This is a genomic window from Acidimicrobiales bacterium, from assembly GCA_035540975.1.
In the GTDB taxonomy this organism is placed as follows: domain Bacteria; phylum Actinomycetota; class Acidimicrobiia; order Acidimicrobiales.
Map to the genome: position 1 here is coordinate 16,903 of DATLFN010000057.1, position 23,066 is coordinate 39,968.

Consider the following 23,066-nt stretch of genomic DNA (forward strand, 5'->3'; position numbering starts at 1 on the left):
GATCGGGCCCAGCCGGGTGATCCGCTCGCGGATGCGCCCGGCCGCGGCGTCAGCGGGCGTGGGCTACCCCGTGGCCAGCTGGGCCAGGTCGCCGAGGCGGGCGACGGCCTGCGGGTACACGCCGACGGCGACCACCGCGACGGCGGTGAGCCCGAGGGCGGCGGCCAGCGGCGCCGGCACGGTGATGGGCGTGCGGTCCTCGTCGGGCACCGGCCGCATCCACATCTCCCGGGCGATCGACGCGTAGTAGAAGAGCGCGATCACGGAGTTGACGCCCGCCACCACCGCCAGGAGCACGGCGTTGGAGGTGCCGGCGTCGAGCGCGGACTGGAAGATGGCCAGCTTGGCGAACCAGCCCCCCAGGGGCGGGATGCCGGCCAGCGAGAACACGAAGATCGTCATGAGGACGGTCAGCCCGGGTGCGTAGTTGAACAGCCCCCCGTACGACGAGATCTCGCCCGAGCGGGTCTTGCGGGCCACGGCCATGACGATGGCGAACGCCCCCAGGTTCATGGCCGCGTAGATGACGAGGTAGACCATGGTCGCCGTCTGGGCCGTGCCCACCGCGTCGGGGTTCTCGGCGGCGACGGCGAACGGGACGAGGATGTACCCGGCCTGGGCCACCGACGAGTAGGCGAGCATGCGGACGATGTTCGTCTGGCGCAGGGCCACCAGGTTCCCCACGGTCATGGTGAGCGCGGCCAGCACCCAGAACAGCGGCCCCCAGACGTCGGCGCGCCCGTAGAACCCGACGTAGACCAGCTGCATGAGGGCGACGAAGCCGCCCGTCTTGGACGCCACCGAAAGGAAGGCGGTGACGGGGGTGGGCGCGCCCTCGTAGGTGTCGGGCGCCCAGAAGTGGAAGGGGACGGCGGACACCTTGAAGGCGAACCCGACGACGATGAGGAAGATGCCCATCGTGATCAGGGGCTCCTCCCCCACCGATCCCGACACCGCCTCGCCGATGGTGGTCAGCAGGGTCGAGCCGCTGGCGCCGAACACCAGCGACATGCCGTAGAGCATCACCGCCGAGGCCAGGACGCCGAGAAGGTAGTACTTGAGGGCCGCCTCGTTGCTGCGGAGGTCGCGCTTGCGCCAGCCGGCCAGCATGTAGGCCGGGATCGAGAGGAGCTCGAGGGCCACGAAGATCGAGATGAGATCGCGCGACGACGACATCACCACCATGCCCAGGAGCGAGGCGAGCAGGAGGAACGAGTACTCGCCCTCGTAGTAGTCGCCCTCCTCGATGTACCGGGTGGACATGAGCAGCACCACGTAGCCCGTGGCCAGGAACAGGCCCTTGAAGAGCAGGGCGAAGTCGTCCACCACGTAGGCGCCGGCGAACATCGAGCGGTCGTCGCCGTTCACGGCGAGGGCGATGACGGGGACGATGGTCACCAGGACGCCGACACCGGCCAGCTGGGTGACGAGGTACTTCCTCGTCTCGTCGACGACGAGGTCGAGCAGCAGGACGGCCACCAGCACGCCCGTGAGCACCAGCTCGGGGGAGAGTGCGGCGTAGTCGAGGTGCGGCGTCTTGAACGTGTCCGCCTGGGCGAGGAGGAGCGAGAGCATCTACCCGCCCAGCGAGGCGAAGGCGGCGGTCACCGTCTGCACCGCCTCGTCGGTCATCCCGAACAGGATGCGGGGGTAGACGCCGAGCGCCACGATCAGCACCAGCAGCGGCGCCCACGCGATCCACTCGGGGGCGTGCACGTCGTGGATGTCGGCCTTCTCGAACTCCTCCTTCGGCCGGCCGAAGGCGGTCCGCTGGTACATCCACAGCAGGTAGCCGGCGGCGAAGACGGTCCCGATGGCGGCGATCACCATGTACACCCGGAACAGCTCCTCGGACAGGCCGGGCGCCGGCTGGTAGGCGGAGAGGATGGCGGGGAACTCGCCCCAGAACCCGGCCAGGCCGGGCAGGCCGAGCGAGGCCATGGCGCAGAACCCGAGGATCCAGCCCAGCTTGGGCGCCTGGATCAGCAGCCCGCCGAGGCGGGCCAGCTCCCGGGTGTGGAAGCGCTCCTGGATGGACCCGGCGCAGAAGAAGAGCATGCCGGTGATCAGCCCGTGGGCGACCATCCCGAACACCGCCGCGTTCACGCCGAAGTCGGTGAGGGTGGCGATGCCGAGCATCACGTAGCCCATGTGGGCCACCGACGAGAAGGCGATGAGGCGCTTCATGTCCCGCTGGGCGAGGCACCCCAGGGCTCCGTAGATGATGCCGACCACCGCCAGCCCGCCGATCCAGGGCGCCCACGACACGGCCGCCTCGGGGAGGATGGGCAGGGCGATGCGGACGAAGCCGTAGGTGCCGAGCTTCAGGAGCACGGCGGCCAGGATGACCGAGCCCACCGTGGGCGCCTCGGTGTGGGCGTCGGGGAGCCAGGTGTGGAACGGGAACATCGGGACCTTGATGGCGAAGCCCATGAACAGCCCGCCGAAGATCCACAGCTGGGTCTCGTGGTCGATGGCGCTGGCGTTGGCGATCAGCTCGGGGATGTCGAAGGTGTTGCCGGCCTTGAAGAACAGGGCCAGGAACCCGAGGATCATCAGGGCCGACCCGAAGAGGGTGAACAGGAAGAACTTGATCGACGCGTACTGGCGGTTGGGCCCTCCCCACACCCCGATCATGAAGTACATCGGGAGCAGGACCAGCTCGAAGAAGACGAAGAACAAGATGAGGTCCTGGGAGACGAAGGTGCCGTTCATGCCCACCTCGAGGACGAGGAGGAGCATCAGGAACGCCTTGGGGTTGTGCGGCTCGGGGAAGTGGTCCCACGAGTAGACGACGCACAGGACGCTGATGAGCATCGACAGGGCCAGCAGCGGGAGCGAGATGCCGTCGATGCCCATGTGATAGCGGCTGTTGATGGCGTCGATCCACGGCTTGTCGACCTCGAACTGGAGGGCGTTGGTCGACCCGTAGTCGAAGTTCGCCAGCAGGGCCACGCCGAACGCCGCCGTGACGAGGGTGGTGGCCAGCGTCACCACCTTGATGAGCTGCTCGTTGTCCTTCGGGATGAGCCCGACCAGCACCACGCCCACGGCGGGCACGAACACCGCCGCCGAGAGGCCCCACGTGTCCAACCAGTCCAACGGAATCTCCCTAGGCGAAGAGGACGAGGGCGCCGCCCAGAAGGACGACGCCGCCGAAGAGGAAGGCGGCGTACTGCTGCACGCGGCCCGTCTGCAGGACACTCAGGGCGCTTCCGCCCTCCTCGGCACCGACTCCGGTGCCGTTGACCACGCCGTCGACCAGCTTCTGGTCGACGACGTCGTAGGTGAACTGTGCGACGGCCCGGGAGCCGATGCCGACGGCGTTGACGACGCCGTCGATGATCCGCTGGTTCACCCAGTAGGCGCCGCGCGCCACGGGCCCCTTGATCCCGCCCACGACCATGTCGGTGTAGAGGCGGTCGAGCCAGTACTTGTTCTCGAGGATCCGGTAGCCGGAGAGGGCGGCGCCGCTGCGCTCGGTGAGGCGGTGGGGCCCCAGGTTCCTCCAGTAGTAGGCGTAGCCGGCGCCGATGCCGGCGAGGCCCATGAGCGACCCGAGGAGGGCCACGCCGATGGAGAAGTCATGGTGCTCGACGCCGGCGGCGATGGTGGTGGCCCCCTCCGTCCACTCCGAGAACAGCGCGATCCCGGGGGCGTTGAGGAGGCCGGCGCCGACCGAGAAGGCGGCCAGGACGACCAGCGGGACGGTGATGGCGGGCGGCGACTCGTGGGGGTGGCCGTGGCCGCGGTACTCGCCGAAGAAGGTGAGGTACACGCACCGGGTCATGTACGCCGCCGTCATGAAGGCTCCGATCAGCCCGACGACCAGGAACAGCTGGTAACCGTTCGCCGAGGCACCGAGCAGGATCTCGTCCTTCGACCAGAACCCGGCCAGCGGGAACAGGCCGGCCAGGGCCAGGCTGCCGATGACGAACGTCTTGAACGTGGTCGGCATGTGCTGCTTCAGCCCGCCCATCTCCTTCTTCATGTCGAAGGAGTGGACGGCGTGGCTCACCGAGCCCGCCCCGAGGAACAGCAGCCCCTTGAACATGGCGTGGGTGAAGAGGTGGAACAGGCCGGCGGTCCAGGCGCCCACGCCGAGGGCCATGACCATGTAACCCAGCTGGCTCACGGTGGAGTACGCCAGCACCTTCTTGATGTCGCTCTGGACGAACGCCAGGGCGGCGGCGATCAGGACGGTGACGCCGCCGGCGAGGGCCACGGGGTTGATGCCGCCGGCGCCGATGTCGAACCCCTCCCAGAACACGCCGTAGAGGCGGGCGACCAGGTAGACGCCGGCCACGACCATGGTGGCGGCGTGGATGAGGGCGGACACGGGTGTGGGGCCGGCCATGGCGTCGGGGAGCCACGTGTGGAGCGGGAACTGGGCGCTCTTGCCGATGACGGCGCACAGGAGGGCGGCGGCCGCCGCCACCAGGGCGGTCCGCCCGATGGCGCCCGACAGGGCGGCGTCGTTGATGGCGGCGATGTCGAAGGTGTTGCCGGCGGCGACGAACAGGATGGCGATGCCGACGAGGAGGCCGATGTCGCCGGTGCGGGTGGTGAGGAACGCCTTGAGGGCGGCGTCGGAGTTGTTCTTCTCCTCCCACCAGTGCCCGATCAGCATGAACGAGCACAGGCCCATCATCTCCCAGCCGAACAGGAGCTGGAGGGTGTTGCTGGCCGTGACCATGATGAGCATGCCGGCCGTGAACAGGCTCAGCGCCGCGAAGTAGTGGGTGTAGCGGCGGTCGTCGTGCATGTAGTTCGTGGAGAACACGTGCACCAGGAACGAGATCAGGCAGACGGTGAACACCAGGATCACGGCCATGCCGTCCATCCGGGTCCCCGCCTTGATCTCGACGTCGCCGCTGGAGAACCACACCACCTCGCGCTCCACGGGCCGGCGGATGGGCTCGGCGTGGTGCTCCTCCTCGCCCGCCGCCGCCTCGGCGCCGTGGCCGCCCTCCTCGTCCTCGGCCGATGCGGCCACCCCCGCCTCGTCGGCGTGCTCGTCCTCGGCGGCGACCGCCTCCTCACCGGCGGCGGCCTCCTCGGCGGCGACCTCGGCGTCGGCCCGCTCGTCCTCGCTCAGGCTCTCGTCGCCGGCGGCGGCCACCGTGGTGGCGGGCTCGTCGCCGGCGTGCTCCTCCTCGGTCGCGGCGGTGGTGGTGCTCGCCTCGTCGTCGGCGTGGTCGTCGGTGGCGGCGCCCTCCTCGGCGTGCTCTTCCCCGGCGTGCTCGCCCTCCTCCGCAGCGTGCTCGCCCTCGCCCGCGGTGGCGGCGGCGTGCTCGCCCGCGGGCGGCACCTCGAAGTCGGCCGGTCGGTCGACCCACTGGACCAGCGCGACGACGGAGAGCACGAGGGCGCCACCCACGGCGGCCAGGCCGAGCTCGTGGCCCTTGCCCGGCAGCCGCTTGCCGAAGAACAGGATCAGGACGAACGAGAGGACGGGCAGGGCGGGGATGACCCAGGCGTTGCGCAGCAAGGGAGTCCGCTCAGCCCTTCATGAGGTCGACCTCGGTGAGGTCGATCGAGTGCTTGTTCCGGTAGATGAGCAGCACGATGGCGAGGCCGACGCCGACCTCGGCGGCGGCGATGGCGATCACGAAGAGGGCGAACACCTGGCCGACGACGGTCTCGTGGAACGCGCCGAAGGCGATGAGGTTGACGTTGACGGCGTTGAGGATGAGCTCGACCGACATGAGGACGAGCACACCGTTCCTGCGGGCCAGGACGCCGTATACGCCGACGCAGAACAAGAAGGCGGCGAGGAACAGGAACTGGTTGAGGTACACGTCAGTCCCTCCGTGCGATGACGACGGCGCCGATGAGGGCGGCCAGCAGCAGGATGGAGACGACCTCGAAGGGGATCAGGTAGTCCTGGAAGATCGACGTGCCCACGTCGGCCGACGTGGCGACCGGGCTGTCGGAGGGCAGCTTGGTGGAGCCGTAGGCGTCGTCGAGGACGGCGCCCAGCACCCCGAGCAGGAACAGGGCGACCACGAGGGAGATGCCCCGCTGGTCGTTGTCGAGGTCGGGGGTCACCCCGAGCGGGGCGCGCGTGAGCATGATCCCGAACAGGAACAGCACGACGATGGCGCCGATGTAGACGAGGACCTGGACGACGGCGGTGAACTCGGCCGCCAGCAGGATGTACAGGGCGGCGACGCCGGCCAGCACGACGACCAGGTAGAGGGCGGCGTGGACGATGTTCTTGGCGGTCACCACCCGGATGGCGGCGATGCCCATGGCCACGGCGATGACCCCGAAGATGACGTTCTGGGCGACCATCGGCTACTTCTTGCCGCCCTTCTTCGCCTCGGCGCCCGCCTCGAGGGGTGGCGGCTCGGGCACCGTCTCCATCCACTCGCCGAGGCGGGTCTTGTCGTGCAGGAGGTCGGCGATCTTCACCTCCGAGTACTCGTACTCGGGGCTCCAGAAGAGGGCGTCGAACGGGCACACCTCGACGCAGATCCCGCAGTACATGCAAAGGCCGTAGTCGATGTCGAAGCGGTCGAGCTTCTGCACGGTCCGCGGCTTGCCGCCCTCACGCCGCGGCGGCGCCTTGTCCTTGTGGCCCTCGATGTAGATGCACCAGTCGGGGCACTGGCGGGCGCACAGCATGCAGACCGTGCAGTTCTCCTCCTTGAGGGCGATGACGCCCCGGGCGCGGGTGGGCGGCGCCTCCTTGACGTGCGGGTACTGCACGGTGACGGCCGGCTTCAGCATCGTCTTGAAGGTGACGCCGAGACCTTTGAGGAGGCCGGGCAGCTCGGGCATGGCTCAGAACACCACCTTGAGGACGCCGGTGGCGAGGATGTTCACCAGCGAGACGGGGATCAGGAACTTCCACGCGAACGCCTGGAGCTGGTCCTCGCGCAGGCGGGGGTAGCTGAACCGGATCCAGAAGATGAAGAAGGCGACCACCATGATCTTGGCCCCGAGGACCAGCGGCCCGAGGATGTCGGCCAACGTCCCCTCCACGCCGGGGACGTGCCACCCGCCGAGGAAGAGGGTGGCGCCGATGGCCGAGAAGGCGAAGGCGGTGCCGAACTCGCCCATGAAGAAGAAGAGGAACCGGAAGCCGGTGTACTCGGTCATGTAGCCGGCCACCAGCTCCGACTCGGCGACCGGCATGTCGAACGGCGTCTGGGTCAGCTCGGCCTGGGCGGCGGCCAGGAAGATGAGGAAGCCGACGGCCTGGGTGAGGATGAACGGGTTGCCGATGATGCCGACGCCGAAGATCTCCCCCTCGGCCTGGGCCATCACGATGCCCTGGAGGCTCATCGTGCCCGCCTGGATCACCACGCCGACCACGGCCAGGACGAGCGGCAGCTCGTAGGCGATGAGCTGGCCGGCGGCCCGGAGCGCGCCGATCAGCGAGTACTTGTTGGCCGACGCCCACCCGGCCATGAGGATGCCGAGGACCGACAGCGACGACACGGCGAGGGCGAAGAAGATGCCGGTGTCGAGGTCCTCGACGATCAGCCGCGGCCCGGCGGGGATCACGATGTAGAGGAGGAACGTGGACATCAGCACAACGATCGGCGCGGCGGCGAAGACGAACCGGTCCGCCCGGGCCGGGAAGATGTCCTCCTTCTGCATGAACTTCACGCCGTCGGCGACCAGCTGGAGGGTGCCGTGCGGTCCCGCCTCCATGGGGCCGAGCCGGCTCTGCATGTGGCTCATCATCTTCAGCAGGAAGACGTAGCCCAGGATGATCGCCCCGGCCGGGATCAGCCCGAGCACCACGGCCACCTTGATGGCCGTCGTCTGCCAGTAGGCGAGCTCGATCGCCTGGATCACCACAGACCGCCGTGGTGGTCATCCGTTCGTGCGGCGGCGACGGGCGAATAGCGCCCCTTCCTGCCGCCGGAGCCGACGCCGTGGGCGCACCGAGCCGTTCGGGATGACGAAGCCGTCTGCGTCATCGGTCGATGTCGCCCAGGATGAAGTAGAGGCTGGCCAGGATGGTGATGACGTCGGGGACGTAGACGCCGCGCAGGAGCCACGGCGTGATCGAGATGTTGTTGAACGAGGGGGTGCGGATCTTGACCCGGAACGGGCCCAACCCGCCCTTGGAGACGACGTAGTAGCCCATCTCGCCGAGCGGGTTCTCGGTGTGGACCCATGCCTCGCCGGCCGCGACCTTGATGATGCGGGGGACCTTGGCCTGGATGGAGCCCGCCGGCAGCGAGTCCAGCAGCTGGTCGACGATCTTGGTGGCCTCGCGGGTCTCCTGGAGACGGACCCAGTAGCGGGCGTAGGAGTCGCCGTCCGGGTGGGTCCAGACCTTCCAGTCGCAGTGCCGGTAGGCGAGGGGCGAGGGCTCGTCGCGGCGGATGTCCCAGTCGACCCCGCTGGCCCGGATGTTGGCGCCCGACAGGCCGTACTCCACGCCGACCGCCGCCGGGATGACGCCGATGCCGCGCGTGCGGGCCTGGAAGATCTCGTTCCCCATGAGGAGGTCCTCGATCTCGTCGCAGAACCGCCGCATCTTCTTCATGGCGCCCCGGCACTCCTCCACCCACCCCTTCGGCAGGTCCTCCTTGAGGCCGCCGATGCGGTCGTAGTTGGGGTGGAAGCGGCCGCCGGTGGCCGCCTCCATCAGGTTGAGGACGTACTCGCGGTCGCGGAAGGCGAAGAAGATCGGGGTGATGGCCCCCAGTTGCACGCCCATGTCGCCGAGGAACAGCGTGATGTTGGCGATGCGGGCCATCTCGAAGAAGATGGTGCGGATCCACTGGGCCCGGGGCGGCGCCTCGATGCCCATGAGCTGCTCGGCCGCCAGGATGAACGGCACCTCGTTGGCGAAGTGGCCCAGCCAGTCGATGCGGTTGATGAGGGTGGTGACCTGGGGGTAGGTCCGGACCTCGCACAGCTTCTCGTATCCCCGGTGCATGTAACCGGGGACGGGCTCCGCCCACACCACCTGCTCGCCGTCCAGGCGGACGACGATGCGCAGGGTGCCGTGGGTGGCGGGGTGCTGGGGGCCGAGGTTGAGGGTCATGCCCTCCGTCTCGAGCTCCACGTTCACGCGGGCGTCGGCGGCCTGCCCGGCGACGTACGCCGCCTTCTGCCAGTCGGTCGTGACGGCCATCAGTCGCCTCCCTCCCCCTCGGCCGAGGCCTCCTCGCCGGGCATGGCCTCGACGTCCACCAGCCCGGGCCACGGCTTGATCTCGCGTGCCAGGAGCGGGAAGTCCTTGCGGAGGGGGTGCCCCTCGAACTCGCCCGGCAGGTACAGGTGGCGCAGCCCGGGATGCCCGTCGAAGGTGAACCCGTACATCTCCCAGGCCTCGCGCTCGTGCCAGTCGGCGCCCCGGTAGACCGGGACCCACGACGCCACCCGGGGGTCGTGCTCGTCGAGGTCGGCCTTGAGGGTGATGCCGACCTTGGCGGTGGTGGAGAAGACCCGGGCGAACACCTGGAAGCGGGTGTCGCCGCCGGCCACGCCCGTGACCAGGCCGTCCCCGGCGGCGACCTCGTCGGCCCCGGCGCCGTCCTCGTCCTCCTCCTCCAGGGCCGCGCCGCCCTCGGGGTCCCACACCTTCTCGCCCGACAGGTCGGGGTTCACCATCCAGTCCAGACCGGACAGGAAGCAGAAGTAGTCCATCCCCATGGTGTTGCGGAGCACCTCGGCGGCCCGGCCCCAGGCGCCGCGGTCGAGGCGGACCCAGGCGTCGCCGCCGGCGACCTCCGAGTCCACGACGGCGCCGTCGCCCAGCTCCCGGGCCAGCGTCGCCACCAGCTCCGTCCGCACCTCGTCGACATCACCCGTGCCGGTCTCACCGGCCGCCGGGAGGGCGCCCTCGTCAGCGGCCGACGACAATCGGCTCACCCCTCCAGCGCTCGGCCATGTCCTCGTTGTGGATGCGCTGTTGGAGCAGGACGATGCCCTCGAGCAGCGCCTCCGGCCGGGGCGGGCAGCCGGGAACGTACACGTCCACCGGGATGATCTGGTCGATGCCCTTGGTGACGGAGTAGCTGTCCCAGTACGGGCCGCCGCAGTTGGCGCACGACCCCATCGAGATCACGTACTTCGGGTCCGGCATCTGCTCGTAGAGCCGGCGGATGGGCGGCGCCATCTTGTCGGTGACGGTCCCGGAGATGACGACCAGGTCGGCCTGGCGGGGGCCGGCCGGGAACGGGATGACGCCGAGGCGCATCACGTCGTACCGGGGCGAGCCGAAGGCGGCGCCCATCTCGATGGCGCAGCACGCCAGCCCCCACTGGTACACCCACAGCGAGTACTTGCGGCTGATGTTGAGGAGCGTGCTGAGCGGCTTGGGGATCCAGCCCTTCTCGACTAGGCCCACTTCAGCACCCCCTTCCGCCAGGCGTAAACGAGGCCGAGGGCGAGGATGACGATGAAGATCGCCATCTCCACCAGCCCGAAGATCCCGAACGACTCCAGGCCGACGGCCCACGGGAAGATGAAGACGGCCTCCACGTCGAACATGACGAAGAGCAGGGCGAAGATGTAGTAGCGGATCTGGCTCTGCGACCAGCCGGTGCCCACGGGGTCCACGCCCGACTCGTAGGCGATGTACTTCTGGCCCTGCGGCCGGGTCGGGCGCAGCAGGCGGCCGACCCCGAGCATGGCCCCCACCATCGCCACCGCGGCGACGCCGAAGATCAGAACGCTGAGGTAGCTCCTCAGGAAATCCGACATCACGCGGAGCCTACGTGAGCAACTTCACGAACCGCCAAAGCGCCCGTCGCCGTCGCAACCGGAGGTTGCTCGGCGAGCCGAGGGCGCTCCGGCCGGCCGGCGGAGCCGGCCGCCCTCCGCCCGGACCTCTCAGGGGCCGGCTGCGCCGGCCCTGGCCGCCAGCCGGACGAGGCCGCCTCCGGCGGCGCCGGCGGCCGGCGGCCAACCCCCGCCGTCGGCGCCGGCACGCCGTGGGACCGGGCGCCAGGGCCGCCGCCCACGGCTGCCGCCGCAGGCGGCCACCCTGGCTGGCGGCCACCGCCGGCGGAGCCGGCATAACAACCCTTCGGGCGGAGCCGGCCGGCCTCCGCCCGAAGGGTTGTTATGCCGGCTCCGCCGGTCGGCCGTAGCTCCGCCAGCTCGCCGAGCAACCTCCGGTTGCGACGGCGAAGCTCACAACATCAGCGTGGCGTCGCGGGCGAACTCGATCATGGGCGAGGGGATGAGGCCGAAGACGACGGTGAAGGCGGCGGCGGCGGCGACCACCACGCCGGTGGTGACGGGCACGGGGAGGCGGCGCGCCGGGGTGGCGTCGGCGGCGGCCTCGACCTCGGTGGGCTGGGCGTACATCAGCACGGTGATGCGAAGGTAGAAGAAGGCGGCGATCACCGCCGCGAGCATGCCGACGAGGCCCAGCGCGTACGACTCGGCCTCCACGGCGGCGGAGATCACGTAGAACTTGGCCAGGAACCCGGTGGTGAACGGGACCCCGGCCTGGGAGAGCAGGAACACGGTGAAGGCGAAGGCCAGGGCCGGGCGGCGGGCGGCCAGGCCCCGGTAGGCCGACAGGTCGTGGTCGGCATCGCCCCGGCGGCCCACCACGGTGACCACGGCGAAGCTCCCCAGCACCATGAACGTGTAGGCGAGGAGGTAGAACAGCGACCCGGCGATGCCTTTGTCGCTGGCGGCCTGGAGCCCGATGAGGACGTAGCCGGCGTGGCTGATCGACGAGTACGCCAGCATCCGCTTGATGTCGGTCTGGACGACGGCGAGGACGGAGCCGACCAGGAGGGTGACCACGGCCAGCGCCCACACCAGCGGGCGCCAGTCGACCTGCAGGGTGGAGAACGTGGAGAAGAAGACCCGCAGGAGGGCGGCGAAGCCGGCCGCCTTGGCGGTGGCGGCCATGAAGGCGGTCGCCGGGGAAGGCGCTCCCTGGTAGACGTCGGGGGTCCAGGTGTGGAAGGGCACCAGCGCCACCTTGAACCCGAGGCCGACGAGGAGGAGGGCGGCGCCGGCCAGGAGGACGCCGCCGTTCGGGGCCAGGTTGCCGGCCAGGAAATCGCGGACGGAGGCCAGGTTGGTGGAGCCGGTCGCGCCGTAGACGAGGGCCACGCCGTAGAGGAACAGGGCCGAGGAGAAGGCGCCGAGCACGAAGTACTTCATGGCCGCCTCCCTTGAGGCGGCGCGGCGGGCGTCGAACCCGGCCATCACGTAGAGAGCGAGCGAGAGGATCTCCAGCCCCAGGAACACCACGATGAGGTCGTTGGCCGAGGCCATGACGACGGCCCCCGAGGCCGACAGCAGCATCAGCACGTGGAACTCGGGCCCCTCGAACCCCTCGCGCTCGAGGTAGCCGCCGGCCAGGAGCGCGCCGAGGATGACCGCCGCGCTCACCAGGACCATGAAGAAGGCGCTGAACCCGTCGACGACCAGGGCGTCGGCCACGATGCGGCGCGGGCCCTCGTCCTGGACGTCGGCCCACACGGCGTACGCGGCGACGAGCGACGCCACCCCCGTCGCGGCCGAGACGAAGGTCCACAGCATGGGCCGCCGGCCCGTCGTGGTGGCCACGGCAACGAGGAGGACGACGGCGCCGGCGATCAGCACCAGCGCGGGCAGCATGCCGGCGTACTCGACCTCGGGGACGTCGATCGGGGTCAGCTCGCCGACCTGGGCCAGCAGGCGCGTCATTCCTCTCCGTTCGCGTGCTCGGCCGGGGCGGCGCCCCCGGCCGCGACCTCGGGCTGGCGGTGGTCGCTGTTCGCCTCGACGTGCTCGACCAGGGCCTCCACCGACGGGTTGATGCGGTCCAGCACCGGCTTGGGGTAGACGCCGAGGAACACGATCAGCACCACGAGGGGCGCCATGGTGGCCTTCTCCCGCCACGTCATGTCGGGCAGCCCCACGTTGTCACCCGTGGGGGTGCCGTGGAACACCCGTTGGTAGGCCCACAGCAGGTAGAGGGCGGCCAGGATCACGCCGGCGGTGGCGACGACGGCCCACCACCGGTGCGTCACGAACGTGCCGATGAGGATGAGGAACTCGCCGACGAACCCGTTGAGGCCGGGGAGCCCGACGGACGAGAGCATCACCACGGTGAACACGGCGGCCAGCACCGGCATCGACTTCTGGAGCCCGTTGAGCTCGGAGATCTGGCGGGTGTGGCGGCGCTCGTAGATCATCCCCACGAGGAGGAACAGCGCGCCGGTGGACAGCCCGTGGTTCACCATCTGGAGCACGCCGCCCGACAGGCCCTGGGTGGTGAAGGCGAAGGTGCCGAGCACGATGAAACCGAGGTGGGCGACGGACGAGTAGGCGACCAGCCGTTTCAGGTCCCGCTGGACCGTCGCCACCAGGGCGCCGTAGATGATCCCGATGGTGGCCAGGGTGAGCAGCAGCGGGGCCAGGTCGACGGCGGCCTCGGGGAAGAGGAACAGGCCGAAGCGCACCAGCCCGTAGGTGCCGAGCTTGAGCAGGACGCCGGCCAGGATGACCGACCCGGCGGTGGGCGCCTCGGTGTGGGCGTCCGGGAGCCACGTGTGGACGGGGAAGAGCGGGACCTTCACGGCGAAGGCGGCGGTGAATGCGAGGAAGATCCACCGGGCGGTGGAGTCGGCCAGCCCGCCGCGTTCGGCCAGCTCGCGGATGTCGAACGTCACCGGCTGGCCGTCGGCGGTGATGAAGACCAGGGCCAGCATCCCGACGAGCATGAACGCCGACCCGAACAGCGTGTAGAGGAAGAACTTGAGCGAGGCGTAGACCCGGTTCTCGTAGCCCCAGCCGCCGATGATGAAGTACATCGGGACGAGGGTCAGCTCGAAGAAGAGGAAGAACACGAACAGGTCGAGGGCCAGGAACGACCCCAGGCAGCCGGCCTCCAGCACCAGCATCCACGCCATGTAGGACTTCACGTCCCGCTCGACGTGGACTCCCATCAGGGCGATGGGGAACAGCACGCCGGTGAGCACGACGAGGAACAGCGAGATGCCGTCCACCCCGAGGATCCACGAGACGCCGAAGTCCTCGATCCAGCTGTGCTGCGAGACGAACTGGTAGCCGGCCTCGCCGGCCTCGAACTCGACGGCCAGCACGACCGTGAGGACGCCGGTGGCGAGGGACGCCAGGGCGGCGACCAGGCGGATGGCGTCGGCCCGGGCCTTCGGGAGCGCGGCGATGACCGCCGCGCCCACCGCGGGCAGCAGGACGATGGCCGTCAGCAGCGGGAAGTCGAGGTCGTTCACGTCAGATACCGGCCCGGACCAGGACCCACCCGAGGAGCAGCGTGGTCCCGAAGGCGACGCCCAGGGCGTAGTTGCGGACGTAGCCGGTCTGGACCCGGCGCAGGATCCCGCCGCCGGCCCTGACGACGGTGCCCGTCCCGTTGACGATGCCGTCGATGATCCGGGCGTCCACCACGTAGGCGGCGAAGGCCGACAGGGCGCGGCCGGGCGCCTCGATGAGGGCGGCGTACAGCGCGTCCACCCCCCAGGCCCGCTTCAGCACCGCCGGCTCGAAGGCGTCGGTCCGTCGCCCCTTTCCGAAGACGGAGTACGCCAGGGCGATGCCGGCGGCGGCGGCCGCGGTGGCGAACAGGCCGAGCCGCACCTTCTCGCCGCCGCCGAGGTCGGTGTGGTGCAGGGCGTCCTCGAACACCGGCTCGAGGAAGTGCTCGAGGTGGTGGAAGCCGTCGAAGGGCAGGTTCAGCCCGCCGGCGACCACGGCCAGCCCGGCCAGCACCACGAGGGGCCCGGCCATGAGCCACGGCGACTCGTGCGGCTCGCGGTGCCCGTGCCCGCCGGAGCCGCGGTGGCCGCCGGCGTCGGCGGCGGCATGGCCGGCCGGGGCGGCCGCCACCCGCGCACCCGTTCCGGGACCGACCGGCTCGGGCTCGGTCAGCTCGGCCTTGTCGTCGGCCGGGACCGACCGCCACCGCTCGTCCCCGTAGAACACGAGGAACACCTGGCGGCTCATGTAGTAGGCGGTGAGCAGGGCGGTCACCAGCCCAACCGCCCACAGGGCCACGCTCTTGTCCCAGGCGGCCAGGAGGATGTCGTCCTTGGACCAGAACCCGGCGAACGGAGGCACGCCGGCGATGGCCAGCCAGCCGACGATGAACGTGGCCGACGTGACCGGCATCCACTTCTTCAGCGCCCCCATCCGCTTCATGTCCTGCTCGTCGTGTAGCCCGTGGATGACCGAGCCGGCGCCCAGGAAGAGCAGGGCCTTGAAGAAGGCGTGGGTGACCATGTGGAAGATGGCGGCCACGTAGGCACCCGAACCCACGGCCAGGAACATGTAGCCCAGCTGCGAGATCGTCGAGTAGGCCAGGACCCGCTTGATGTCGTCCTGGGCCACGGCGACCGTCGCCGCGAAGAAGGCGGTGGCGGCGCCGACCACGGCGATCACCGTGCCGACGTCGTCGGTGAGGGCGAGCAGCGGCGCCACCCGGCACATGAGGTAGACGCCGGCGGTGACCATGGTGGCGGCGTGGATGAGCGCGGAGACGGGCGTGGGGCCCTCCATGGCGTCGGGGAGCCATACGAACAGCGGGAGCTGGGCCGACTTGCCGCAGGCGCCGACGAAGAGGAGCAGGGCGATGGCCGACAGGGTGGACTGGCCGGCCCCCTCGGCGTTCTCGAGGATCCCGGCGTACTCGAGCGTCCCGAAGGTGGCGAAGCACAGGAACATGGCGATCATGAACCCGAAGTCGCCCACCCGGTTGACGACGAACGCCTTCTTGCCCGCGCTGGCCGCCGACTCCCGCTCGAACCAGAAGGAGATGAGGAGGTACGAGCAGGCGCCCACGCCCTCCCACCCCACGAAGGTGAGCAGGAGGCTGTCCCCCAGCACCAGGACCAGCATGGAGAACACGAACAGGTTCAGGTAGACGAAGAACCGGGGGTACCGCTCGTCGCCCTTCATGTAGCCGATCGAGTACAGGTGGATCAGGAACCCGACGCCGGTGACGAACAGCGCCATGGTGATCGAGAGGGGGTCGACCAGCAGCCCCGCCTCCACGTCCAGGCCGCCGGCGGGGATCCACGTGAAGAGGTGGTCGACCACGTGGCGGTCGTGGCCGTCCTCGCCCAGCAGCTCGAAGAAGGCGACCAGGGTCGCCAGGAAGGAGCCGCCCACCGCCGCCGTGCCGATCCACCCCGCGCCCGGGTCGCCGGCGCGCTTCCCCACGGCGACGAGCACCAGGAAGCCGACGAGCGGCAGGAGGGGGATCAGGTAGGCGTTCTCGAGCACGGGTCGGCGCTATCCCTTGAGCAGGTGGAGGTCGTCGGCGGTGGCGCCGGCCCGCCGGCGGAAGATCGAAACGATGATCCCGAGGCCGACGACCACCTCGGCGGCGGCGACGACGAGGACGAAGAACACCAGCGACTGGCCGCCGATGTCGTCGAGCTCGCGGGCGAAGGTGACGAAGGTCAGGTTGACGGCGTTGAGCATCAGCTCGACGCACATGAACATCACCAGCACGTTGCGGCGCACCAGCAGGCCCACGGCGCCGATGGTGAACAGGGCGGCCGCCAGGTAGAGGTACCACTCGCCGCCGATGCTCACCGAGCGGTCTCCGCCCCGGCGTCGGCCGGCGCCCCGGGCACGTTGACGACCGCGCTCACCGGCTCGCCCTCGGAGTCCCCCTCGGCCACCGGCGGCGGCGGCCGGCGCACGAGGACGACGGCGCCCACCACGGCGATGATCAGCAGGACCGACGTGACCTCGAAGGCGAACATGTACCGGGTGAAGATGCTCTCGGCCAGCTTCTCCACGTTGCTGCCCTCGCCGCTGGCCTGACCGGCCACCGCCGGAGCGCCCGTCACCCAGTCGCCGCCCCGTGACAGCAGCACGATCTCGGCCAGGGCGACGAGGCCGAGCAGGACGGCCAGCGGCCGCTGGCCGCGCAGCGGCTCGCTCCGGATGTCCTCGGCCCGGTCCACGCCGATGAGCATGATCACGAACAGGAAGAGCACGACGATGGCGCCGGCGTAGACGATCACCTGCACGGCGGCCAGGAAGTGCGCCTCCTGGGCGACGAACAGCACGGCGATCCCGAACAGGGTCATCACGAGCGAGAGGGCGGCGTGGACGGGGTTGGAGCTGATGACCACGCCGATGGCGCCGGACAGCACGATGACGGCACAGGCCAGGAACACGCCCTGGTCCACCTTGGTGGCGGCCAGCAGCAGGCCGAGGCTCACGTCCGCTCCTCCCCGCCGGCGGCCGGTCCGGCGGGTCCCTCGGCCGACTGGCCCGGCTCCGGCGGGCGGACGCCGTAGCCGAGCTCGCCCGACCACTGGACCTTGCCCTCGAAGCGGGCGTTGCCGGACGGGGCGGTGACCCGGGCCCACGCCGAGGTGTGCTCGTCGTCGCCCTCCCGCCAGTCCTCCCAGGGGAGCTTCTGTGGCCGGCCGTCGTCGTCGACCATCAGCTCCGCCTTGGTGTAGATGGCGTCCTTGCGGTCGGTGAAGGAGAACTCGAACAGCTTCGACTCGGTGATGGCCTCGGTGGGGCAGGCCTCCACGCACAGGTCGCAGTGGATGCAGCGCAGGTAGTTGATCTCGTAGACGTAGCCGTAGCGCTCACCGGGCGAGACCGGAGCGTCGGGCGGGTTGTCGGCGCCCCGGACGTAGATGCACCGGGCCGGGCACACCCCGGCGCACAGCTCGCAGCCGATGCATTTCTCCATGCCGTCCTCGTAGCGGTTCAGCACGTGGCGCCCGTGGAAGCGCTCCGGCTTGGGGCGCTTCTGCTTCGGGTACTCGTTGGTGACCCGCTTCTCGAACATGGTCTTGAACGTGACCTTGAACCCGTCGAGGTACCCCATCAGACGACCTCCTCGAAGGCGGGCGCGCCGCCGGAGCCCGCCTCGCCCCGCGTCGTGGCCTGCCCGATGTGGATGGCGCGCAGCAGCAGCAGCCCGAGCAGCAGGCCGCCGACGAACACGCCGAACCCGTAGCGCCGGCGCAGGAGGGACCCGACGAAGCCGTCCTGGGTGGTGGGCGCCTCGATCAGCATGCCGGCCAGCACGAGGAGCCAGAACAGCGAGAGCGGGATGAGCTTCTTCCACCCCAGGTCCATCAGCTGGTCGTAGCGCAGCCGGGGCAGCGTGGCCCTCAGCCACACGTAGGTGAACAGGAAGACGAACGTCTTGGCCAGGAACCACAGGACGGGGACGACGGCCCCGAGGAACCCGCCGTCGGGCGCGGGGCCGGCCGGCCCGCCGAGGAAGAGGGTGACGATGACCGTCGACATCACCACCGTGCTCATGAACTCGGCCAGGAAGAACATGGCGAAGCGCAGCGACGAGTACTCGGTGTTGAAGCCGCCGACCAGCTCCTGCTCGGCCTCGACCAGGTCGAACGGCGGCCGGTTCAGCTCGGCCGTCGCCGCGATGCAGAAGATGACGAAGGGGAGGAAGCCGAGCCGGAAGACGTTCCAGTCGGCGATGGTGCCGCCCGACTGGTCGGCCACGATGTCGCTGGTGAGCAGCGAGCCGGTGACGAGGACGACGGCGGCCACCGACAGCCCGAGGGCGGCCTCGTAGGACACCATCTGGGCCGACGCCCGTACCGAGCCGAGCAGCGGGTACTTCGAGCCCGACGACCAGCCGGCCAGCATCACGCCGTAGACGGCGATGGACGACACGGCCAGCAGGAACAGGATCCCGACGGGGGGGTCGGCCAGCTGGAGGCGGGTGGTGCGGTCGCCGATGGTGATCTCGCCGCCCACGGGGACGATGGCGAAGGCGAGGAAGGCGGGCACCAGCGAGAGGTAGGGCGCCAGGCGGAAGATGCGCCGGTCGGCGCGGTCGGGCAGCAGGTCCTCCTTGAAGAACAGCTTGGTGCCGTCGGCCAGCGCCTGGAGGACGCCCCACTTGCCGGCCCGGTTGGGGCCGATGCGGGCCTGCATGTCGGAGACGAGCTTGCGCTCGAACCACACCATGAACAGCACCGACACCATCAGGGCGGCGAACACCACCAGCGTCTTGACCGCCACGATGAGGACGACGGCGCCGTCCACGCCCTCGGCGAAGAGGGGGTCGGCGGCCAGGATCACCGACCGCGCCGTCACTGCTGCGCCATCCGATCGGGACCGCCGACCGTTGCGTCGTTCACGGCGTCTCCACCCGGACGTCGGTGACCGCAGCGGACACGTCGATCAGCTCGCCGGCGCCGACACCGTCGCCGCCGGTGTTGAACGGCAGCGAGATCGACCCTCGGGGGACGCCGGGGTCGGGCGTGGCGTCCACCACGAAGTTGGCCCGGTTCGAACGCACCCGCACGCGCCCGCCCGATCCCATGCCCAGACGGTCGAGGTCCGACGGGTTGGCCCGGGCGCACGGCTCGGGCGCCAGCGCGGCGAGGGCCGGGGCGTGCTGGACGAGCGTGCCGGTGCCGTAAAGCTTGCGGGCCGACACCAGGCGGAGCGAGTAGGCGTCCAGCGGCGGCAGGGCGACCTCGGCACTGCCGGCCGAGAACGACAGGGTGGGCGGGCGCGGCACCTCGGGCGGAGGAGCCACGCCACCGGACGGGGCGCCGTGCGGGGCCGTGACAACCGCGGTGGCCGGGATGCCCTGCGACTCGACGGCGTCGATGCCGGGGTCGGCGACGGGGTCCACGGCGGCGGGCACGTCGGTGGTGGAGCCGGTGGACGTGTCGGTGGCCGCCGGGCCTCCGGCCCCGAGGTCGCCGGTCGGCGGCGACTCGACGGCGCGGGGGACGACGACGCCGTCGCGGAAGCGCCGGTCGCCGAGCAGGGCCCGGGTGATCCCGGCGTGGGACGGGGCCAGCCGCTCGATCTCGTCCCACGCCGCGTCCACGCTCTCGAAGCCGAGGTCGGCGCCCAGGCGGGAGGCCAGCTCGCAGGCGATCATCCAGTCCGGCCACGCCACGCCGGCGGGCACGACCTTCTGGCCGAGGCGGGTGACCCGGCCCTCCAGGTTGGTGGTGGTGCCGGGCCGCTCGGCGAAGGCGGCGGCGGGCAGGACGACGTCGGCCTGCCGCGACGACTCGGTGAGGAAGGTGTCGACGGCCACGACGAAGCCGGCGCCGGCGATGGCCCGGCGGGCCAGCTGGCGGTCGGGGAAGTCGGCCGCCGGGTCGGCGCCCAGCAGGACCAGGCACTGGATGCGGCCCTCCGCCGCCGCGCCGAGGATGCCGGCGGCGTCCATGCCCCGCTCGGCGGGGACGCCCGGCCATGCCGCCGAGTACCACTCCCGCGCCTCGTCGAGCCCGACGCGCCCGGGGAGGACGCCGGGTGCCAGCCCCATGTCCAGCGCCCCGTGCACGTTTCCCCGCCGGAGGGCGGGGAGGAAGCGCACGCCGGGGAGCCCGCCGGCCAGGATGGCGGCCGCGGCGGTGATGGACGCCGCCGATTCGGCCAGCGACGGCCGGCCGAGCACCACCACGGCGCCGTCGCCCAGCACGGCACGGGCCTCGGCGATGGCCGCCGCCTTCACCCCGGCCACGTCGCCGCTCAAGCCGTCCACCAGGGCCCTGGCCAGCGCGACCGCCTCGCCGGGGCGGTACCCGAGGCTCGCCTTGCAGTAGCGCGACATGCCGGTGCCCTGCGGCGTGAGCTCGACGATCGGTACCTTGCCGTCCACCGCGGCGGCCCGCAGGCGGAGGTACAGGACGGGCAGCTCCTCCTTGACGTCGGGCGCCAGGAGGACCACGGCGGGAGCCGAGCAGGCGTCGTCGATCGTGGCCCGGGGCAGGCCGAGGACCACCTCCGCCTGGAGGCCGTCGCCCAGCTGGGCGTCCACGTTGTCGGTGCCGAGCACGCCCTTGGCCAGCTTGGCCCAGGCGTAGGCGTCCTCGTTGGCGAGGCGGGCGCCGCCCAGCACCGCCAACGCGCCCGGCCCGTGCACGTTCTTCGCCGACTCCAGGGCCTTGGCCGCCGTGGTCAGCGCCTCGCCCCACGACGCCTCCACCAGCTCGTCGCCCTTGCGGACGAGCGGCGCGCCGAGCCGCTCCTCGCTGTTGACGTACTCGTAGCTGAAGCGGCCCTGGTCGCACAGCCACCCGTGGTTGACGGGGTCGCTGTCGACGCCGAGGTAGCGGGTGAGGGCGTTGGACGACGACTGGACGGCGATGCGGCAGCCCACCGAGCACATGGTGCACGTGCTCTCCACCTGCTCGAGGTCCCACGGCCGGGCCTTGAACCGGTAGGGCTTGGCCAACAGGGCGCCCACCGGGCAGATCTGCACGGTGTTCCCGGAGAAGTAGGAGGCGAAGGGCTGCTCGGGGAAGGTGTTGACCTCGATGTGGTCGCCCCGGCCGACGAACTCGATGAGGGGGTCGCCCGCCACCTCGTCGGCGAAGCGGGTGCAGCGGTCGCACTGGATGCAGCGCTCCCGGTCGATGAGCACGAGGTCGGAGAGGGGGATGGGCTTGGCCCAGTGCCGCTTCTCCTCGACGAAGCGGGTCTCGCCCGGGCCGAAGGCGAGCGTCTGGTCCTGGAGCGGGCACTCCCCGCCCTTGTCGCACACCGGGCAGTCGAGGGGGTGGTTCACGAGCAGGAACTCGAGGACGCCGTCCTGCGCCTTCTTCACCGTCTCCGACGTGGTGACGACCTCCTGGCCGTCGGCCACGGGGACGAAACAGGCGGGCGTGAGCATCATGCCCCGCGGCCCCTTCACCTCGACCAGGCACATGCGGCACATGCCCACCGGCCGCATGCGCGGGTGGTAGCAGAACCGGGGGATGTACACGCCGTTGCGCTCGGCCGCGGCGATGATCATCTCGCCCTTCCCGGCCTGCATCCGGCGGCCGTCCACCGTGATGGTGACGGTCTCGGTGGTCGCTTCCGTCTGCTCAGCCATACGGGCAGGCGCCCTCTTTGATGTGGGTGAGGAACTCGTCGCGGAACATGCGGATGGCCGACGTGATCGACGACGGGATGGACGGGCCCAGCACGCAGATGGTGGTCTGCCTGGGGGGCCACGAGAGGCCGGGCGCGATGTTGTCGAGCACGTCGAACAGCAGGTCGAGGTCCTCCTCGCGGCCGCCGCCGTCCTCGATCCGGCGCATGACCTTGTCCACCCAGCCGCTCCCCTCGCGGCACGGCGTGCACTGCCCGCACGACTCGCGGTGGAAGAAGCGGGTGATGCGCCACGCCGCCCGGACCATGCACGTGGTGTCGTCCATCACGATGACGGAGCCCGAACCCAGCATGGAACCGGCCTTGCCCACCGCGTCCTGGTCCAGCGGCATGTCGACCTGGTCGGGGCCGAACCACGGCGCCGACGCCCCGCCCGGGATGAACGCCTTCAGCTGGTTGCCGTTGCGCATGCCGCCGCCCAGCTCCGGGTGCTCGATGAGGTCGCGGAAGGTGACCTTGTTCATCTCGACCTCGTAGTTGCCGGGCCGGTTGACGTGGCCCGACAGCGAGAAGATGCGGGTGCCGGCCGACCGGCCCTCGCCCAGGGCGGCGAAGCTGCTGCCGCCGTGCTCCACGATCCACGGCAGGTTCGAGACGGTCTCCACGTTGTTGACGATGGTGGGCTGGCCGTACAGCCCGATGGCGGCCGGGAAGAAGGGCGGCTTGATGCGGGGGAAGCCCCGCTTGCCCTCCAGGCTCTCGATGAGCGCCGTCTCCTCGCCGCAGATGTAGGCGCCGGCGCCCGGGTGGACCACGACGTCGAGGGAGAAGTCGGACCCGAGGATGTTCCGGCCGGCGGCGCCGTGGGCGTACGCCTCGTTGAGGGCGGCCGTCATCCGCTCCAGCCCGAGCGCGAACTCGCCCCGCACGAAGATGAACGCCTGGGCGGCGCCCACCGCGTACGCGCAGATCAGGGTGCCCTCGATGATCTGGTGGGGGTCGTTCTCGATGAGCATGTGGTCCTTGAACGTGGCCGGCTCGCTCTCGTCGCCGTTGACGACGAGGTAGGCGGGGCGGCCCTTGCCGAGCATCGACCACTTCTTGCCCGCCTCGAACCCGGCGCCGCCGCGGCCGAGCAGGCTGGCCGTGATCACCTCGGAGGCCACGTCCTCGGGCTTCATGGTGAGCGCCTTGCGCAGGCCGGCGTAACCGCCGGTGTCGAGGTACGACTGCAGCGTCCACGAGTTGGGGACGCCGATGCGGCGGGTGACGATGGGCCTGGCGTCAGTGAGCGCCAC

20 protein-coding genes are annotated in these 23,066 nt (G+C 70.5%); all 20 read right to left on the minus strand.

Annotated elements, in window-relative coordinates:
* Positions 1 to 63: 63 nt before the first annotated feature.
* A complete protein-coding gene (locus VM242_07020; GenBank protein HVM04903.1) occupies positions 64 to 1,575 on the minus strand; it encodes an NADH-quinone oxidoreductase subunit N in 1,512 nt (503 codons plus the stop codon).
* Positions 1,576 to 3,102: an NADH-quinone oxidoreductase subunit M gene (locus VM242_07025; GenBank protein ID HVM04904.1), complete on the minus strand. Its 1,527-nt coding sequence runs from the start codon at positions 3,100 to 3,102 to the stop codon at positions 1,576 to 1,578.
* A 10-nt stretch (positions 3,103 to 3,112) separates the two neighbouring features.
* The gene (locus VM242_07030) at positions 3,113 to 5,491 is read right to left on the minus strand and encodes an NADH-quinone oxidoreductase subunit L (GenBank protein HVM04905.1); all 2,379 of its coding nucleotides are present in this window, start codon (positions 5,489 to 5,491) and stop codon (positions 3,113 to 3,115) included.
* A gap of 10 nt (positions 5,492 to 5,501) precedes the next feature.
* Positions 5,502 to 5,801: an NADH-quinone oxidoreductase subunit NuoK gene (nuoK, locus tag VM242_07035; protein ID HVM04906.1), complete on the minus strand. Its 300-nt coding sequence runs from the start codon at positions 5,799 to 5,801 to the stop codon at positions 5,502 to 5,504.
* Between the two features lies 1 nt (position 5,802).
* Positions 5,803 to 6,297 carry an NADH-quinone oxidoreductase subunit J gene (locus tag VM242_07040; GenBank protein HVM04907.1) on the minus strand — a complete coding sequence of 165 codons (495 nt, stop codon included), beginning with the start codon at positions 6,295 to 6,297 and terminating at the stop codon, positions 5,803 to 5,805.
* A 3-nt stretch (positions 6,298 to 6,300) separates the two neighbouring features.
* Positions 6,301 to 6,786: an NADH-quinone oxidoreductase subunit I gene (locus tag VM242_07045; GenBank protein HVM04908.1), complete on the minus strand. Its 486-nt coding sequence runs from the start codon at positions 6,784 to 6,786 to the stop codon at positions 6,301 to 6,303.
* 3 nt (positions 6,787 to 6,789) lie between these two features.
* Positions 6,790 to 7,812 carry an NADH-quinone oxidoreductase subunit NuoH gene (gene nuoH / locus VM242_07050; GenBank protein ID HVM04909.1) on the minus strand — a complete coding sequence of 341 codons (1,023 nt, stop codon included), beginning with the start codon at positions 7,810 to 7,812 and terminating at the stop codon, positions 6,790 to 6,792.
* Between the two features lie 121 nt (positions 7,813 to 7,933).
* Complete coding sequence (locus VM242_07055) at positions 7,934 to 9,106, minus strand: NADH-quinone oxidoreductase subunit D 1 (GenBank protein ID HVM04910.1); 1,173 nt, start codon at positions 9,104 to 9,106, stop codon at positions 7,934 to 7,936.
* The gene (locus VM242_07060; GenBank protein HVM04911.1) at positions 9,106 to 9,837 is read right to left on the minus strand and encodes an NADH-quinone oxidoreductase subunit C; all 732 of its coding nucleotides are present in this window, start codon (positions 9,835 to 9,837) and stop codon (positions 9,106 to 9,108) included. Before VM242_07060 ends, VM242_07055 begins: the two co-directional genes overlap by 1 nt.
* Entirely contained in the window at positions 9,821 to 10,324 is a 504-nt protein-coding gene (locus tag VM242_07065) for an NADH-quinone oxidoreductase subunit B family protein (protein ID HVM04912.1), read from the minus strand. The genes VM242_07060 and VM242_07065 overlap by 17 nt, the downstream gene beginning before the upstream one ends.
* Positions 10,315 to 10,680 carry an NADH-quinone oxidoreductase subunit A gene (gene ndhC, locus VM242_07070; GenBank protein HVM04913.1) on the minus strand — a complete coding sequence of 122 codons (366 nt, stop codon included), beginning with the start codon at positions 10,678 to 10,680 and terminating at the stop codon, positions 10,315 to 10,317. The genes VM242_07065 and ndhC overlap by 10 nt, the downstream gene beginning before the upstream one ends.
* Before the next feature lie 432 nt (positions 10,681 to 11,112).
* A complete protein-coding gene (locus tag VM242_07075) occupies positions 11,113 to 12,633 on the minus strand; it encodes an NADH-quinone oxidoreductase subunit N (protein ID HVM04914.1) in 1,521 nt (506 codons plus the stop codon).
* Positions 12,630 to 14,183: an NADH-quinone oxidoreductase subunit M gene (locus VM242_07080; protein ID HVM04915.1), complete on the minus strand. Its 1,554-nt coding sequence runs from the start codon at positions 14,181 to 14,183 to the stop codon at positions 12,630 to 12,632. Before VM242_07080 ends, VM242_07075 begins: the two co-directional genes overlap by 4 nt.
* A gap of 1 nt (position 14,184) precedes the next feature.
* Complete coding sequence (gene nuoL / locus VM242_07085) at positions 14,185 to 16,191, minus strand: NADH-quinone oxidoreductase subunit L (GenBank protein ID HVM04916.1); 2,007 nt, start codon at positions 16,189 to 16,191, stop codon at positions 14,185 to 14,187.
* A 9-nt stretch (positions 16,192 to 16,200) separates the two neighbouring features.
* Positions 16,201 to 16,506 carry an NADH-quinone oxidoreductase subunit NuoK gene (gene nuoK, locus VM242_07090; GenBank protein ID HVM04917.1) on the minus strand — a complete coding sequence of 102 codons (306 nt, stop codon included), beginning with the start codon at positions 16,504 to 16,506 and terminating at the stop codon, positions 16,201 to 16,203.
* On the minus strand, positions 16,503 to 17,144 hold the full coding sequence (locus VM242_07095; protein HVM04918.1) for an NADH-quinone oxidoreductase subunit J: 642 nt from the start codon (positions 17,142 to 17,144) through the stop codon (positions 16,503 to 16,505). Before VM242_07095 ends, nuoK (VM242_07090) begins: the two co-directional genes overlap by 4 nt.
* Positions 17,141 to 17,770 carry an NADH-quinone oxidoreductase subunit NuoI gene (gene nuoI / locus VM242_07100; GenBank protein HVM04919.1) on the minus strand — a complete coding sequence of 210 codons (630 nt, stop codon included), beginning with the start codon at positions 17,768 to 17,770 and terminating at the stop codon, positions 17,141 to 17,143. The genes VM242_07095 and nuoI overlap by 4 nt, the downstream gene beginning before the upstream one ends.
* On the minus strand, positions 17,770 to 19,017 hold the full coding sequence (nuoH, locus tag VM242_07105) for an NADH-quinone oxidoreductase subunit NuoH (protein ID HVM04920.1): 1,248 nt from the start codon (positions 19,015 to 19,017) through the stop codon (positions 17,770 to 17,772). The genes nuoI and nuoH (VM242_07105) overlap by 1 nt, the downstream gene beginning before the upstream one ends.
* Positions 19,018 to 19,057: 40 nt before the next feature.
* Positions 19,058 to 21,769 carry an NADH-quinone oxidoreductase subunit NuoG gene (gene nuoG, locus VM242_07110; protein HVM04921.1) on the minus strand — a complete coding sequence of 904 codons (2,712 nt, stop codon included), beginning with the start codon at positions 21,767 to 21,769 and terminating at the stop codon, positions 19,058 to 19,060.
* On the minus strand, positions 21,762 to 23,066 hold the full coding sequence (nuoF, locus tag VM242_07115; GenBank protein ID HVM04922.1) for an NADH-quinone oxidoreductase subunit NuoF: 1,305 nt from the start codon (positions 23,064 to 23,066) through the stop codon (positions 21,762 to 21,764). Before nuoF ends, nuoG begins: the two co-directional genes overlap by 8 nt.

What these genes read in the sequence shown, in the direction of transcription:
- VM242_07075 (HVM04914.1), bottom strand. Translation starts at nt 12,633, where the DNA reads ATGACGCGCCTGCTGGCCCAGGTCGGCGAGCTGACCCCGATCGACGTC.
- VM242_07055 (HVM04910.1), bottom strand. Translation starts at nt 9,106, where the DNA reads ATGGCCGTCACGACCGACTGGCAGAAGGCGGCGTACGTCGCCGGGCAG.
- nuoG (HVM04921.1), bottom strand. Translation starts at nt 21,769, where the DNA reads ATGGCTGAGCAGACGGAAGCGACCACCGAGACCGTCACCATCACGGTG.
- VM242_07040 (HVM04907.1), bottom strand. Translation starts at nt 6,297, where the DNA reads ATGGTCGCCCAGAACGTCATCTTCGGGGTCATCGCCGTGGCCATGGGC.
- VM242_07020 (HVM04903.1), bottom strand. Translation starts at nt 1,575, where the DNA reads ATGCTCTCGCTCCTCCTCGCCCAGGCGGACACGTTCAAGACGCCGCAC.
- ndhC (HVM04913.1), bottom strand. Translation starts at nt 10,680, where the DNA reads ATGTCGGATTTCCTGAGGAGCTACCTCAGCGTTCTGATCTTCGGCGTC.
- VM242_07045 (HVM04908.1), bottom strand. Translation starts at nt 6,786, where the DNA reads ATGCCCGAGCTGCCCGGCCTCCTCAAAGGTCTCGGCGTCACCTTCAAG.
- nuoI (HVM04919.1), bottom strand. Translation starts at nt 17,770, where the DNA reads ATGGGGTACCTCGACGGGTTCAAGGTCACGTTCAAGACCATGTTCGAG.